The 14,338-nt window shown below is 61.3% G+C and carries 17 protein-coding genes; 6 read left to right on the plus strand and 11 right to left on the minus strand.

What is annotated here, in order from left to right:
• Window positions 1–99: 99 nt before the first annotated feature.
• Complete coding sequence (locus AAEZ09_RS17115) at window positions 100–783, plus strand: response regulator transcription factor (protein ID WP_350600144.1); 684 nt, start codon at window positions 100–102, stop codon at window positions 781–783.
• Window positions 761–2,155, plus strand: a complete 1,395-nt coding sequence (locus AAEZ09_RS17120) for a sensor histidine kinase (RefSeq protein ID WP_045060397.1) — start codon at window positions 761–763, stop codon at window positions 2,153–2,155. Before AAEZ09_RS17115 ends, AAEZ09_RS17120 begins: the two co-directional genes overlap by 23 nt.
• A 112-nt stretch (window positions 2,156–2,267) precedes the next feature.
• Here the strand turns inward: AAEZ09_RS17120 and AAEZ09_RS17125 are convergent, their stop codons facing one another.
• The 3 genes from AAEZ09_RS17125 to AAEZ09_RS17135 are packed head-to-tail and all read right to left on the minus strand — an operon-like array spanning window position 2,268 to window position 4,525.
• Window positions 2,268–2,678 (minus strand): SRPBCC family protein, encoded by a 411-nt coding sequence (locus AAEZ09_RS17125; protein WP_350600146.1) that lies wholly within the window; start codon window positions 2,676–2,678, stop codon window positions 2,268–2,270.
• 30 nt (window positions 2,679–2,708) lie between these two features.
• Window positions 2,709–3,506, minus strand: coding sequence for an SDR family NAD(P)-dependent oxidoreductase (locus AAEZ09_RS17130; RefSeq protein ID WP_350600147.1), 798 nt, complete (start codon window positions 3,504–3,506; stop codon window positions 2,709–2,711).
• 2 nt (window positions 3,507–3,508) lie between these two features.
• The gene (locus AAEZ09_RS17135) at window positions 3,509–4,525 is read right to left on the minus strand and encodes an aldo/keto reductase (RefSeq protein WP_350600149.1); all 1,017 of its coding nucleotides are present in this window, start codon (window positions 4,523–4,525) and stop codon (window positions 3,509–3,511) included.
• Between the two features lie 117 nt (window positions 4,526–4,642).
• Between AAEZ09_RS17135 and AAEZ09_RS17140 the strand changes: the two genes are divergently transcribed.
• Window positions 4,643–5,527, plus strand: a complete 885-nt coding sequence (locus AAEZ09_RS17140; RefSeq protein ID WP_045060393.1) for a LysR substrate-binding domain-containing protein — start codon at window positions 4,643–4,645, stop codon at window positions 5,525–5,527.
• Between the two features lie 88 nt (window positions 5,528–5,615).
• Here the strand turns inward: AAEZ09_RS17140 and AAEZ09_RS17150 are convergent, their stop codons facing one another.
• Window positions 5,616–6,209: a DinB family protein gene (locus tag AAEZ09_RS17150; protein ID WP_045060392.1), complete on the minus strand. Its 594-nt coding sequence runs from the start codon at window positions 6,207–6,209 to the stop codon at window positions 5,616–5,618.
• 306 nt (window positions 6,210–6,515) lie between these two features.
• On the opposite strand from AAEZ09_RS17150, the gene AAEZ09_RS17155 reads away from it, so the two are divergent.
• Window positions 6,516–6,833, plus strand: a complete 318-nt coding sequence (locus tag AAEZ09_RS17155) for a DUF2388 domain-containing protein (RefSeq protein ID WP_045060428.1) — start codon at window positions 6,516–6,518, stop codon at window positions 6,831–6,833.
• Window positions 6,834–6,878: 45 nt separating this feature from the next.
• Here the strand turns inward: AAEZ09_RS17155 and AAEZ09_RS17160 are convergent, their stop codons facing one another.
• From AAEZ09_RS17160 to AAEZ09_RS17180, 5 genes are all read right to left on the minus strand, one after another.
• Window positions 6,879–7,547 carry an HAD-IA family hydrolase gene (locus AAEZ09_RS17160; protein WP_350600151.1) on the minus strand — a complete coding sequence of 223 codons (669 nt, stop codon included), beginning with the start codon at window positions 7,545–7,547 and terminating at the stop codon, window positions 6,879–6,881.
• Window positions 7,548–7,598: 51 nt separating this feature from the next.
• On the minus strand, window positions 7,599–8,009 hold the full coding sequence (locus AAEZ09_RS17165) for a response regulator (RefSeq protein WP_205893355.1): 411 nt from the start codon (window positions 8,007–8,009) through the stop codon (window positions 7,599–7,601).
• Between the two features lie 142 nt (window positions 8,010–8,151).
• A complete protein-coding gene (locus AAEZ09_RS17170) occupies window positions 8,152–8,433 on the minus strand; it encodes a pentapeptide MXKDX repeat protein (RefSeq protein ID WP_045060390.1) in 282 nt (93 codons plus the stop codon).
• Window positions 8,434–8,504: 71 nt separating this feature from the next.
• Window positions 8,505–9,290 (minus strand): molybdopterin-dependent oxidoreductase, encoded by a 786-nt coding sequence (locus tag AAEZ09_RS17175; protein WP_350600152.1) that lies wholly within the window; start codon window positions 9,288–9,290, stop codon window positions 8,505–8,507.
• Window positions 9,287–9,898: a cytochrome b/b6 domain-containing protein gene (locus tag AAEZ09_RS17180; protein ID WP_350600154.1), complete on the minus strand. Its 612-nt coding sequence runs from the start codon at window positions 9,896–9,898 to the stop codon at window positions 9,287–9,289. The genes AAEZ09_RS17175 and AAEZ09_RS17180 overlap by 4 nt, the downstream gene beginning before the upstream one ends.
• Before the next feature lie 169 nt (window positions 9,899–10,067).
• Between AAEZ09_RS17180 and AAEZ09_RS17185 the strand changes: the two genes are divergently transcribed.
• A complete protein-coding gene (locus tag AAEZ09_RS17185; protein WP_045060387.1) occupies window positions 10,068–11,003 on the plus strand; it encodes a class I SAM-dependent methyltransferase in 936 nt (311 codons plus the stop codon).
• A 227-nt stretch (window positions 11,004–11,230) separates the two neighbouring features.
• On the opposite strand, the gene AAEZ09_RS17190 is transcribed toward AAEZ09_RS17185, so the two are convergent.
• Together AAEZ09_RS17190 and AAEZ09_RS17195 are read right to left on the minus strand one after the other, a co-directional pair.
• Complete coding sequence (locus AAEZ09_RS17190) at window positions 11,231–11,980, minus strand: HvfC family RiPP maturation protein (RefSeq protein ID WP_350600155.1); 750 nt, start codon at window positions 11,978–11,980, stop codon at window positions 11,231–11,233.
• Window positions 11,973–12,812 (minus strand): HvfB family MNIO-type RiPP peptide maturase, encoded by an 840-nt coding sequence (locus tag AAEZ09_RS17195; RefSeq protein WP_350600156.1) that lies wholly within the window; start codon window positions 12,810–12,812, stop codon window positions 11,973–11,975. Before AAEZ09_RS17195 ends, AAEZ09_RS17190 begins: the two co-directional genes overlap by 8 nt.
• 444 nt (window positions 12,813–13,256) lie before the next feature.
• On the opposite strand from AAEZ09_RS17195, the gene AAEZ09_RS17200 reads away from it, so the two are divergent.
• The gene (locus tag AAEZ09_RS17200; protein ID WP_350600158.1) at window positions 13,257–14,099 is read left to right on the plus strand and encodes an NAD-dependent protein deacetylase; all 843 of its coding nucleotides are present in this window, start codon (window positions 13,257–13,259) and stop codon (window positions 14,097–14,099) included.
• The last annotated feature ends 239 nt before the right edge of the window (window positions 14,100–14,338 follow it).

Genomic DNA, 14,338 nt, shown 5'->3' on the forward strand with positions numbered 1-14,338 from the left:
TTTATGCACTGCATTCCCGGATGAATTTTTATTTAGAAAGAATGAGCGCTTTTCTTGGCAAAATGGGTCCACCGTTGTGAACCCCAATCAGGCCCGCCAATGACCCGAATCTTGACCATCGAAGACGACGCCGTGACCGCCCGGGAAATCGTTGCCGAACTCAGCAGCCATGGCCTCGACGTAGACTGGGTGGATAACGGCCGAGAAGGCCTGGAGCGGGCAGTCAGTGGCGACTATGACCTGATCACCCTCGACCGCATGCTGCCCGAACTGGATGGCCTGGCGATCGTCACCACCTTGCGCACCATGGGTGTGGCCACGCCCATCCTGATGATCAGCGCCCTCTCCGACGTCGATGAGCGGGTTCGGGGGCTGCGCGCAGGCGGTGACGATTACCTGACCAAGCCCTTCGCTACCGATGAAATGGCAGCCCGGGTGGAAGTCCTGTTGCGCCGGCAGAACACAGTCACCTCCCAATTAACTACGTTGCGGGTCGCCGACCTGGAGCTGAACCTGATCAGCCACGAAGCCAGTCGCGACGGCCAACTGCTGACACTGCTGCCCACCGAATACAAACTGCTCGAATTCCTGATGCGCAATACCGGGCAGATTCTGTCGCGCATGATGATTTTCGAGGAGGTGTGGGGTTATCACTTCGACCCTGGCACCAATCTCATCGACGTGCATATCGGTCGCCTGCGCAAAAAGATCGACCCGCCTGGCAATGTCCCACTGATTCGGACCGTGCGAGGCTCAGGTTATGTCATTGCCGAACCCCTCTAACGGTTGGCGCTCCTCCAGCAGCCGGTTGCTGGCGCTTTACAGTTCGCTGTTCGTGATCTGGAGCGGGATTCTGATGGGCGTGATGTACTACGAGGTGTCCACCTACCTCGACAACCTGGCCAAGCACTCGCTGCTGCAACGCCAGCACCTGTTCTCGCATTTCCAGGGTCAGCAACTGCTCGACGCCCTCGCCGTCAGCATGACGTTCGACATTCGCGGCATCGACGCCTATGGCCTGTTTGACGATCAGCACCGCTACCTCAGCGGAGCGCTGGATCACATCCCGAAAGGTCTGCTGCTGGACGGCAAAATCCACATGCTGAGCGACTGCGCCGATTCCGATGACCCGAGCCTGCCAGCCGACAGTTGTGACGCGGTCGCCACCCAGACGAAGGACGGTCGCTGGCTGATCCTGGTGCGCGACAACGGCTCGCTGTTCGCTGTGACGCGGATCATTTTGCACGCGCTGTTCTGGGGAGTGACCCTGACCATACTTCCGGGCATCGCTGGCTGGCACCTGTTGCGCCGCCGCCCCCTGCGGCGAATTCGCGCCATCCAGGCCAGCGCCGAGGCGATCGTCGCCGGCGACCTGACCCGCCGCCTGCCGCTGTCCAATCGCCGTGACGAACTGGACATGCTGGCCGCCATCGTCAACGCCATGCTGGAACGCATCGAGCGCCTGATGAATGAGGTCAAGGGCGTCTGCGACAACATCGCCCACGACCTGCGCACCCCACTGACGCGCCTGCGGGCGCAGCTGTACCGGATTCAGCAGCAGGCGGACGACGGCTCGCCCCTGGCCGCGCAGCTTGATTCAGTGTTGGGTGAGGCGGATACCCTGATGGCACGCTTTCGTGGCCTGTTGCGGATCTCCGAACTGGAAGACCGGCAGCGGCGCTCCGGCTTTGTGCAGCTTGACCCATTGCCCATGCTGCAGGAGCTTCATGACTTCTACTTGCCACTGGCGGAAGAAGGCGAACTGACGTTCAAGCTGCAACTGCCCGCTACGTTGCCGCCGCTCAATGGCGATCGGGCTTTGTTGTTCGAGGCCTTGGCTAACCTGCTGAGCAACTCGATCAAGTTCACGCCACCGGGTGGCGAGGTGATTTTGCGCGGGATCGATGCGGGTGGGCATACGCGAATCGAAGTGCTCGACTCTGGACCTGGCATTGCGCTGGCAGAGAGAGAAGCCGTGTTCCAGCGCTTCTACCGCGCCGAGGGCGGGAATCAACAAAGCGGATTTGGCTTGGGCCTGTCGATAGTCGCAGCGATCGTCAGCCTGCATGGGTTCACCCTGGACCTCGGTGAAAGCGAACTGGGCGGCGCTCGGCTGGTGCTCGATTGCCGGCAACCGCCCATTGCCCAGACTTGAGGTTCATGGGGCGAGGGATCGCGATGAGGCCGGCACATTCAAAATGTGCGTCGCCTGACCCACCGCCATCGCGGGCAAGCCCGCTCCCGCACTGGCCCCAAGTCGATCGGGGTTACCCGGGGTAATTGGCCCGCAAAGCTTGCACGCCACCCTGATAAATCCCGCTGAACAGCTCCACAACCTCCTCCTCGGTCACGCCCACCGGTACAAACCGCCCCGACCACGTCACGCGCGCACCCTCGCCCTGAGCCTCAACGCGGATCGTCGCCAGATAATCAGTGGCCGGAAACGGCGCCTGCAAAATCGAGTAGCTGTAAGTCTTTCCGGCGTTATCAAAAGATTCAAGCCGCTCAACCACTACCGCACCGTCCGAGGTCTGCAGGCTGCGCACGCGCCCGCCTTCGCTCAGTTCGCTTTTTGGAATGAACGGCAGCCAGTCCGGCAGCGAATTGAAGCCACCAATCAATTGCCAAACATCGTCGGCCGAAGCCGGAATATCAATGAACGCTGATGCAGTTGCCATGTAGGTTCTCTCTCAAATCAATCAAAAAAATCAGATCGCCATGCTGTCCACAACACCGCCATCGACGCGCAAAGCAGCGCCGGTGGTGGCCGAAGACAATGGCGACGCGATGTAAGCCACAAGATTGGCCACCTCCTCGACATCTGCCACGCGCTGGATAATCGAAGTCGGGCGCGCCTTGCGTACAAAGGCGTCAGCTTCCTCCCGGGCGCTGCGGCCGGATTCGGCGGTGGCATCCTTGAGCATCTGCTCCAGGCCGTCGGTGAACGTCGGGCCGGGCAAGATCGCGTTGACCGTCACACCGGTGCCCGCCAGCCGCTTGGCCAGGCCATGGGACACCGCGAGGTTAGCACTCTTGGTCACGCCGTAATTGATCATGTCGGCCGGCGTCGCCACCCCGGATTCCGAGGACAGGAAAATCACCCGGCCCCAACCTTGCTTGACCATGTCCGGCACATAATGCCGGGACAGGCGCACGCCGGAAATCACGTTGACTTCATAAAAGCGCGTCCATTCACTGTCCGGCGCGTCGAAGAAATCCACCTCATTGAAGATCCCCAGGTTATTCACCAGGATGTCCGCCCGCGGCTCGGCAGCGAACAGCTGCGCTGCGCCTTCTGCGGTCCCAAGGTCCGCCGTCAGGCCCCGCACCTGCGCGCCCGGCACGCTCTGGCGAATGCTCTCAAGGGCCTGCTCGACCTTGGCCGTATCCCGGCCGATCACCACCACCGTCGCACCGGATTCGGCCAGCGCCTTGCTGATGCCCAGGCCAATACCGGCCGTACTGCCACTGACAATGGCCAGTTTTCCGCTCAGATCAATTTTCATCTTCAAGCTCCCATCGTTGGCAACGGCGCCCGCTCGGACACCAGTTTCGCTTCACGCATTGCCTGCCAGAACGCCGCAGGAATAACCGCCGACAGCGCCGCCACATCCTCGGCAATCCGCCCCGGCCGACTGGAACCTGGAATGACCGCCGCCACTGCCGGGTTAGCGAGGCTGAACTGCAACGCAGCAGCCTTGACGTCGACACCATGGACCGCGGCAATGCGCTTGATCTGTTCGACCTTGCTGACGATCTGCGGGCTGGCCTTCTGGTACTCAAAATGTGCACCGCCCGCCAAGATCCCGGAACTGTAAGGGCCACCGACCACAATCTCGACATTCTGCGCCAGCGCCGACGCCATCAAGCGCTGCAGGGCCCGGTCGTGATCAAGCAAGGTATAGCGCCCCGCCAGCAGAAAACCATCCGGCTGCGCTTCGGTCAGGTCCAGAGTCAGCTCACAGGGCTCGACCTTGTTCACCCCCAGCCCCCAGCCTTTGATCACCCCTTCTTCACGCAGGCGTGTCAGCACCTTGAAGGCACCGGTGCGGGCCTGATTGAAGTATTCGAGCCATTGGTCCCCGTAGAAATCCTGGGCAATATCATGCACCCAGACGATGTCCAGGCGATCGGTTTGCAGGCGTTCGAGGCTGTCTTCAATTGAGCGCAGCGTCGCGTCGGCGCTGTAGTCATTGACGATTTTGTTGGGCCGGCCGTGTTCGAACACTCCGCTCTTCTCGCCCAGGTCCCGCGCCGCGGCATCCTCGACCTCATCGAGAATCACCCGCCCGACTTTGCTGCTCAACACATAGTCGTCGCGCTTGTACCCAGCCAGCGCCGCACCCAAGCGGATTTCCGCCAGGCCCGAGCCATAAAATGGCGCGGTGTCGAAATATCGCACGCCGGCATCCCAGGCTCCGTGCACGGTGGCCAGCGCCTCTTCCTCGGGAATGGCACGGAACATGTTGCCCAGCGGCGCGGTGCCAAAACCCAGGGCGCCGGGCAGTTTGTCTTTCAAGCTCATGATGCAAACCTCGTCGTATTCAGAGATCGGTCAACCGACCGTTGAGCAGATTCTGGATTGTGATGATCGGACCGTCCAAGACATAATGCGCAGCACTTGAGTCCCTGAGGGTCTGACATGATCGACATCCGCCAACTGCGTTACTTCGTCGCTGTCGCCGAAGAAGAGCACGTCGGCCGCGCCGCCGAGCGCCTGCACATTTCCCAGTCGCCCTTGAGCCGGCAGATAGCCCAGCTCGAAGAACGCCTGGGTCTGACCCTGTTCGAGCGCAGCCAGCAACGCATCCGCCTGACCCGCGACGGCCAGACCTTCCTTGCCGAAACCCGCGCCCTGCTGACCCATGCCAACCGCCTGGAATCCCTTGGCAAACGCCTGGGTCGCGGTGAGGAAGGCGGCCTGTGCATCGGCTACATCGAAAACGCCATGCACGCCGGGGTACTGCCCAATGCCTTGCGCGTGCTGCGGGCAGACCGGCCAGGCGTGCACGTCGCGCTGTACAACCTGAGCTGCGCCGAACAACTCGAAGGCCTGCGTCAGCGTAGTCTGGATATCGCCCTTGTCAGCGAACCGCCGACCGACGACGACCCCGACCTCCTCGGCTTTCAGGTCCTCGACGACCCGATGCTCCTGGCCCTGCCCGAGCACCATCCGCTGGCACGGCAAAGCACACTGGCCCCCGCGGACTTGGCCACCCAGGAGTGGATCGGGGTGCAACACCGGCAGAACTGTGCCAGTCGCGAAGACTTCGTCAGTGCCTGCATCCGCGCCGGCTTCACTCCGGACATCCGCATGGAAGCCACCGAACCCTTCACCGCCCTGGGGCTGGTCGCCTCAGGGCTGGGGATTGCGATGATTCAGAAAGGCTTGAGTCGAAATGCGCCACCAGGGGTGGTGTTACGGGAGGTACCGTGGATAGCGTTTACCACGCCGTTGTGGGTGGCCTGGCACCGAATCAACTTGCGGCCGTTGGTGGAAACGTTCAGGAAGGTGCTGACCGAGTAAAGTTTGATCGAAGGCAGCAGCCAGTTGCGTGCCGACGCTCCGCCCTTCTACATTGGGCTGACGCCGCTGTCGAGGGTGTGAAGCGGCGTCAACGATAACGGTCCGGCAAAACGTTGGTGGCGCTCGCGAATAGCCCGACACATGACGGCGCCGCCGCAGGTGCTTTCTGCGTCTTCAGCTGCGGATCATGTTCGCGCAGGAACACCGGCAGGTCCGTTACCGGTGGCATGGCCGGGATCTCGAAGTACATCTGCACCACCCAGCCACGGTGATAGCTGGCATGGTTGATCACGTGCATCAGCATCGCGCCCGCGCTCATGGTGCCGTTTTCGCCGGAAACGAATGCGAACTCGACCGGTTTGAGCAGCGAGGCATCGGTTTGACTGGCGCTCCAGTCGCAGTACCAGTGATCGATATCCTTCTGCGCCTGGCGCAGTTCCGGCAGGTCGGCGTGGAGCAGACCGTGTGAGGTTTTGAAACCGTGTCCGCGGCCCTCCAGGTGGGCTTGCCAGATACAGTCCACCACGTAGATGTGGTTCAAGGTGCCAATCATATTGTTGAACACCGAGACCCGTTGTTTATCGACTTCACCGGGTGGCAGCGCGGCGAGGCTGTCGAACAGGCGCAGGTCCGCCCAGCGCTTGTAATCGGCCAGCATGCAGGCAGTAGCTGTATTGATCATTGCAGTTCTCCCATTGCGATGGGCGCACTGCCAAGTTTAGACCCGCTGAGCCCCGCCAGCCTGGGCGCTGATCACCGGTACAGGTGACGATTTGGGGAAATAGACAGCTGCGGGCAATCTAACCGCGTTGCGGTATCACACGGCATGCCTGCCAGGGCCTGCATACGTGCACAAGAGCCTTGAAATGGCGAGTGAGGATTGTTGTCTGAAATGATTATCTGCCGCTCAAGGAACTACTGAGCGCCGACACGCATCTTAAGGTATGTGGTAATTCACTTACGCTTCAAGCTGTCGGAGGACACCGTCATGCGCCGTCTTGTTCTGATCTCTTCACTGGTACTTTGCTTGCCGTTCGGTTCTGCCATGGCCAAAGTCGATGCCGGCGATGTCGCCACTTCGGCCGGGGTTTCAGCGTCGCTGTATTCCACCTTCAAGGATCACAAGTTGATGATTCCAGCCAAGGATGATGCCTCAAGCTTCGTTGCCAGCGGCGGCGCCATTCGCGGGGTGTATTTGGAGTCGGTGATGCATCAGATTCGCCAGGACAATCCTGGCCTGAACGCCAGCGATGAAGACCTGGCCCGGGCCATCCTGATCAATGATGGTGCTGCGTCGGGGCAGTAAGCCAACCCGACACGTCCTGCGGCAGCTCCTACGGACGGAGTTGTTTTAGAGCTGTTGCAAGGTCAGTTGCCCGTCTGCACCCAACGCAACACCCACCCGTTCATAGCTTTCCAGTGTCGCGTGGGGCGTATCCATCGGGTGCGGATGCGTCGAGGTGATCACCAGCAGATCAGCGCCGGACGTCTCAGCCGCCTGGATGCCCACACTGGCATCTTCAAAAATCAGGCACTCGCCAATCTCTACCCCCAACCGCTCGGCCGCCAGTTTGTAACCGGCAGGATCAAGCTTGCCCGCGCTGACATCCTCGGCGGTGATCATCACGGCGGGCGCCGGGACACCGGCCGCTGCCATCCGCCGCAAAGCCAATGCCTTGGGCGCCGAAGTTACTATCGCCCACTGCCTGGCCGGTAGCGACTGCAAGAACTGCGCGGCCCCCGACACCTCGACAATGCCCTCTACATCCTCGATCTCGGCCTGGGTAACCCAGGCTGCTTCTGCCTGTGCATCAATCCCCGGCAAACCTTGACGGTTAACCGTGTCGATGGCACGGGCGCCATGAATGGTGGGCAGGAACGACGCGACATCGATGCCGTGGCGCAGGGCCCAGGTAGTCCAGATTCGCTCGGCGGCAGCAATGGAGTTGAGAACGGTGCCATCCATGTCGAAGAGAAAGGCGCGGTAAGCGCGATTGAAAACAGCGTCGTCAGCAGGCAAAAGCAGACTTCCTATCCAGATAACGGGCGGGGTTTCACCCAATGTACAGGATCAACGTTGCACCGGGGCTTTCTTCAGCGCCCCTTCAACGCAATCGAGCAATTGCCCGAGCGCCCAAGGTTTCTTGATGAAAGAAACATCGTGCCGAACCCCGGAAGTCTCCGGCGTTTCGAACCCTGACATGATCATGATCGGCTTGTCCGGCCAGCGATCGCCGAACTGATTCGCCAGGTCGGCACCGTTGAGTTTGCCGGGCATGGTGATATCGGTCAGCAACAAACTGACCTTGTCGGAGTGCTGCTCCAGATAGACCGCTGCCGCGTCCGCACTGACCTGGGGTTCAACGGTAAAACCTTCGTCCTGAAGAATTTCGCAGAGAAACTCCAGGATCAACGGATCATCCTCCACTACAAGAATCAACCCGTCGGGAAGGTGATCGCTTGCCGTTGTGACTGGACTCATGACGGTGCCACTCCCTGATTGCTCAAAAATTTCGCGGGCTCAAATCCGCTGCTTACAGGTATGAGCAGCGGACTCGGCGGAAATTCATTTTTGATACAGGCAGTCGACGAAATCAGGCGTCCAGCCGTTCACGAAGCGTAGATCACTTGGCCATGTCGTCCTTTTTCATGGCGTCTTTGGACATTGCGTCCTTTTTCATCCCGTCTTTGGACATGCTGTCCTTTTTCATCCCGTCCTTGGACATGCTGTCCTGCTTCATGGCGTCCTTGCTCATGCTGTCTTTGTTCATCGAGTCTTTTTTCATCGCGTCCTTGGACATCGAGTCCTTGCTCATACCGTCCGGACTCATGGTATCGGCGGCAAACACGCTGGCGGCCCCTGCTGCGAGGCACATGGACAGGGCAATGCTGGTCAGTTTTTTCATGATGAATCTCCTGGAGCTGAGGTGCGAATGTGCGCAACACGGGCTGCGCGGATGAACCTGGCGGGTGTCCGTCAGCTGCCACCGAACCAGTTGTAACCCTGGTCTTCCCAGTAGCCGCCGGTGTAGGTGTTACTGACGAAAATCGCCTGGATATGCTTGGGATTTTTGTAGCCCAGCTTGGTGGGCATGCGCAGCTTCATCGGGAAGCCGTACTCACGCGGCAGCACCGCGCCGTCGTAGGTCAGCGCCAGCAGGGTTTGCGGGTGCAGCGCGGTGGCCATGTCGATGCTGGTGTAGTAATCGTCCGCGCATTTGAAGCCCACGTATCTGGCGTGCGTATCGGCGCCGATACGCCTGAGGAAATCGCTGAAAGGCACCCCGCCCCAGCGACCTATCGCGCTCCAGCCTTCGACGCAAATGTGCCGGGTGATCTGTTCGGCCTGGGCCATGGCGCGCAGTTCCTCCAGACGCCAGCTGCGTTTGTCGGCGACCAGGCCGGTGACTTCCAGTCGGAAACTGTCGGCCTCGACGGTCGGCGCTTCGTCGATACCGTAGAAGGCATTGAACGGAAATGGCCGGGTGATCATCGACGCCGGATAGGTGGGCGCCAGTGCATTGGGGTTGAACAGCCAGCCCTGCACCCGATCGTTGAAGCGCGACATCGAAGACAACGCGCTCTCGACGCTGTTGTTGTCGGTCAGGTTGCAACCGGACAACATCGCCACCCCGCCGAGGGTCAGGCCACGCAACAGAAACGAGCGGCGCGAGCGGTCTTCGATTTGCGGGGCGATGATTTCGCGAGCGTCGGCGAGAATGGACGCTTCATCCAGCCCGGGTCCTTGAATGCGCTTTTTCATAAGGGTTCCTTGTGACCGAACAGCATGGCAACCAGGGTTTTGGGGACCAGCGCGACCATCACCAAGTGCACCGCGACAAACCCCAGCAACAGCGCCATGGCAATAAAGTGAACGTGCCGCGCCGCTTCGTAGCCCCCCAGCAGCTCGCGCAACAAAGGGAACTGCACGGACTTCCACAGCACCAGTCCGGAGACCACCAGCAGCGCGATGTCGAGCATTACAAACAGGTAGGCAAGGCGCTGCACCTGGTTGTACTGGCGCAGGTCCGCATGCCCCAACTTGCCCCGCAGCGCGGCCAGCAGGTCGTGCCCGACACCTTTGGGCGACAGGGGGAAAAACCGTCGCGACAGGCGCCCACTGATGAGGTTGACCAATAAATAAATGACGCCATTGACGACCAGAAACCACATCGCCGCGAAATGCCATTGCAGCGCCCCGCCGAGCCAGCCACCCAGGGTGATCGACGGGGGAAAACTGAAATCGTAGAGCGGCGAGGCGTTGTAGATACGCCAGCCGCTGGTGACCATCACCAGCACCGCCAAGGCATTGAGCCAGTGAGTCAGTCGTAACCAGCGCGGATGCGTGCTGACCGTGGGTTGCTGCGACATGGTGGCTCTCCCGGCAACTGGTGTTCGATGGAACCGAGTATGTGGGCCATGAGATCGCCAAATCCTCACGAAAAGTTAAATTAAACGTGATAACTCCCGACACCCGGAAAGCAGGCGCTAGCCCAAGTTGTGGTTAAATGCCGCCCCCTCAAATGACCGAACCAGGCCGATGAATCCAGAAGCGCTCGCCCTCCTCCACGCCCATCTGCTGACCGCCCTGGCAGACGCCCCCGCCGAAACCCGCCGGCTGTTCCATGGCCGCGGGCGTTGCTGGCCGGGCCTGGAACAGGTGACAGTCGACTGGTTGCAAGGGGTGGTGCTGGTGTCGCTGTTCAAGGAACCGCAGGCGGCGCAATTGGAGGCGCTGAAGGCAGACCTGTTGCGGCTGGCCGCTTCGCCTGCCTGGGTGGCCTGCGGCGCACATACGCTCGCGTTGCAGCACCGCTACCTGCCGCAAAGCACCACCGAATGGCTGGTGGGGGACGCCCTCGATGACATGACCATCACCGAGGGCGGCCTGCGCTATCGGGTGGACCTGGGCCGCAAGCAGAACAACGGCCTGTTCCTCGATATGCGCTACGGGCGCGACTGGGTGCGGGCCAATGCGCAGGGCAAGCGCGTGCTCAATCTGTTTGCCTACACTTGCGGCTTTTCCGTGACAGCAATCGAAGGCGGCGCCGAGCATGTGGTCAACCTGGACATGTCCAGCGCGGCCCTGAGCCGCGGTCGCGACAATCACCGGCTCAACGGGCACGACCTGGGCAAGGTGACGTTCCTGGGGCACGACCTGTTCAAGTCCTGGGGCAAGGTAATCGGCAAGGGGCCCTATGACCTGGTGATCATCGACCCGCCGTCCTTCCAGAAAGGCAGCTTCCTGCTGACCAAGGATTACCAGCGAGTCTTGCGCCGGCTCCCGGAGCTGCTGGGCTCCGAGGGCACGGTGCTGGCCTGCATGAACGACCCGGCATTCGGTGCAGATTTCCTCATCGAAGGCGTCACCCGGGAAGCGCCGAGCCTGCGGTTCGAGCGGCGACTGGAAAACCCGCCGGAGTTTCCAGACGCTGATATCGAGTGTGGGTTGAAGGCGCTCGTGTTCCGGCTATAGGACCCTGGACCCCGCGTCGTGCACGTATTCCGCGCCCGGCGAAGATCCCCTGTGGGAGCGAGCCTGCTCGCGTTCGATCGTGGTGTGCCTGGCCTCCGACTCCGCCTAAGACAACGGCCATGCGGTGCCGGGACTGGACGCACACACGCTGCTCAAAGCCCTGGGTCAGGCCGGCTGGCCGGGCGCTGCGACCCGCTCCCGGTAAGTGCTCGGCCCGGGAATCACACTCACCGGGCCACTCCTCCCACCACGCCCTCCCCGTGCAACTGCTGCAACAAGGCCAGGCCGCTCGCCACGAAAGCGGGCACGTCTTCAGCACCGGCCTCCTGTGCAAGGGCTTGCAACTGGGCCTGGCCATTGAGTGCGGGAAACTCGTTTATGCGCTGCAACAGGCGCCAGGCCAATGGGCTCAGTTCGGAAAACTTCACGCTCCAGTCTTCGCCGCGACGCACCAGCAGCAACGTAGGCTGGGCCGGCGGCATTGACGGCTGGAAATCCGGCCCGACCTGCTGGACCGGCCAGGCATACGCCAATGGCCAGGCGAGCGGCGAAACGCGCAGCGGGCGATCCACTAAGCTTGCGCCAGTGCTGACAGGCAGGGGTTCGGCGTCGGACTGTTGCAACGCCATCTCGACCCATTCGTAATGTGCCAGTTCGACCATGAACCCGGGCCAGTCGCCTTGGGGGACAGTCGCCACAAAGCCCACGAACTCCTCGGCGATTTCGCCGAATTTCGGCGTGCGCGCGCGATGGTCACGCAGAAAACTGCGCACCAGCAGGCGCCAGCGCGCCTCGCCGAGGATCCTGATCAACACAGGGAAAGTAGCGCTGAGCAATTGCGACAGATTGGCAAAGATCAGGTCGCGGTAAACCTGGGCCCTTGCCGCGTCCATGTGGCCTGGCGGCGCGCAATGGTCGGGGTCGCGCAGGTAGCGGCCAAAGGTAATCTGCTCCTGAAACAGGCCGGGCTTATCCACGATTCACTCCTGCGGCCTGCAGACGGCGGATGGTTTGCAGTTCGGCGACCAACTCGGCAAATACCGGGAAATTGAAGTCCCGTTCCAGCAGCGTCGGTTGCGCACCGAACCGCGCATAGGCCTGCGCCAGCAACGACCAGACCGCAGGCTTCACCGAAGCCCCGTGGGTGTCGATCTTCAAGGTGTCCGACTCGTCGAAATGTCCGGCCACGTGCATGCCCACCACCCGCCCCGGGTCGATGCCGAGCAGGAACGCCTGCGGATCAAAACCATGATTGATCGAGTTGACGTACACATTGTTGACGTCCAGCAGCAGGTCGCAGTCAGCTTCACGCAGCACCGCATTGGTGAACGTGACTTCGTCCATGTCCTGGCGCGGCGCCGCGTAATAGGACACGTTTTCCACCGCCAGGCGCCGCCCCAGGATGTCCTGGGCCTGGCGAATCCGCGCGGCCACGTGGTGCACTGCTTCTTCGGTGAACGGCAAGGGCAGCAGGTCGTAGAGGTGGCCGTCATCACTGCAGTAGCTCAGGTGTTCGCTGTACAGCGGCACATTGTAGAGCTCGAGAAAAACCCGGACTTCGCGCACAAATGCGACGTCAAGCGGAGTCGGCCCACCCAGGGACAACGATAAGCCGTGACACGACAGCGCAAACTTTTCCGCCAGGGCGCGCAACGCCGCACCCTGTGCGCCCCCCACGCCGATCCAGTTTTCCGGGGCGAGCTCGAGAAAGTCGAAATCCCCTGCCGGGGCAGCCTGCAAGTCCTTCATCAGGCCTCGACGCAGGCCGAGGCCGACGCGGTTTTTTACTGGGGGCTTGGGACTGTGCATGCAGTTGATTCCGGGGTGGTGGAAACGGATGTCCAGTTAAGCGTCGGTATGTATCGGGCCTGTGTTCGGTGGGGGCCGGGAGTGTGGGCAACTGTATCGCCAGGCGGGCTGGACACACTCCAATACACGCAACACCCGAGTCCCCCTGTGGGAGCGGGCTTGCTCCAGTTAGCACTTTCGTCGTTTGGAAACGCGCCTTAGATCCTGCGAACTAAACTTAATGCACACAGGACACCCCTGGCGTCCTGTTCATTCCGTTCAACCTGATACTGGAGGCGCGCAAATAACACGCCGGTGGGGTCCGCGCAGGAGCAGCCGAAGGTTCGGGCCGCGATCGGACGATCTCTTGACCTTGATCTTTAACAATCAAAATCAAAAGATCGTCCGATCGCGGCCCGAACCTCCGGCAGCTCCTACAATGGGAAGATCTCTGGAGTGTTGAACATGCTAGATGGCCGAATCCGCGAACAACTCGATCAGCTCCGACACCTGATGACCGAACAACCCTTCGTGGTACTGACCGGAGCCGGTATCAGCACGCCCTCGGGCATCCCCGATTACCGGGACAACCAGGGCGTGCGCCGTGGTCGGCAGCCGATGATGTACCAGGAGTTCCTCTCGGCTGCCGAATCCCGCCGCCGCTACTGGGCGCGGGCGATGCTGGGCTGGCCGCGCGTGCGCCTGGCCCAGCCAAACGTGGCGCACGAGGCGTTGGCCGGTTTGCAAAGCAGCCAGCGAATCACCGCGCTGATCACTCAGAATGTCGACTCCCTGCACGATCAGGCCGGCAGCCATGACGTTATCGAACTGCATGGCAGCTTGCAGCGGGTACTGTGCCTGGATTGCGGGGAGCGCAGCGAGCGCGACTCGATCCAGGAACAGATGGAACAGCACAATCCTTACCTGGCAGGTGTGGATGCAGTGCAGGCGCCGGATGGCGACACCCTGCTCGACCCTGCTTTCGAAGCGCGCTTCCAGGTGCCGCGTTGCCCGCATTGTGCGGGTGAGCGGATGAAACCCGACGTGGTGTTCTTTGGCGAGAACGTCGCACAGGGAACGGCCGCCAGGGCCATGGCGACGGTTGAGAAAGCCGCTGGATTACTGGTGGTGGGGTCGTCGTTGATGGCGTATTCGGCGTTTCGCTTGTGCCGGGCAGTGGTGGATCAGGGCAAACCGTTGATTGCGATCAATCTGGGCAAGACGCGGGCCGATGAGCTGCTAGGCCTGAAGATCGAAGCGTCGTGCGAACAGCTGCTGCCGTTGCTGGCGCAACACCTGTCCACCTGATTTTCCGGGGACCCGGTGAGGCTTGCCCGCGATGGCGTCTGCACATTCGTAATTGGTGTGACAGGGAGATTGCCATCGCCAGCAGGCTAGCTCCCACAGGGTTGTTGTGGTGGGCGCAGCATTTGTGTTCGGCGCAGATCACTGTGAGAGCCGGGCTTGCCCGCGATGGCGTCTGCGGATTCGACATTGATGTGACAGGCAGATTGTCATCTGCCAGCAGGCTAGCTCCCACAGGGTTT

The sequence above is a fragment of the Pseudomonas sp. 65/3-MNA-CIBAN-0223 genome, from assembly GCF_040310425.1.
Classification (GTDB): domain Bacteria; phylum Pseudomonadota; class Gammaproteobacteria; order Pseudomonadales; family Pseudomonadaceae; genus Aquipseudomonas; species Aquipseudomonas gregormendelii.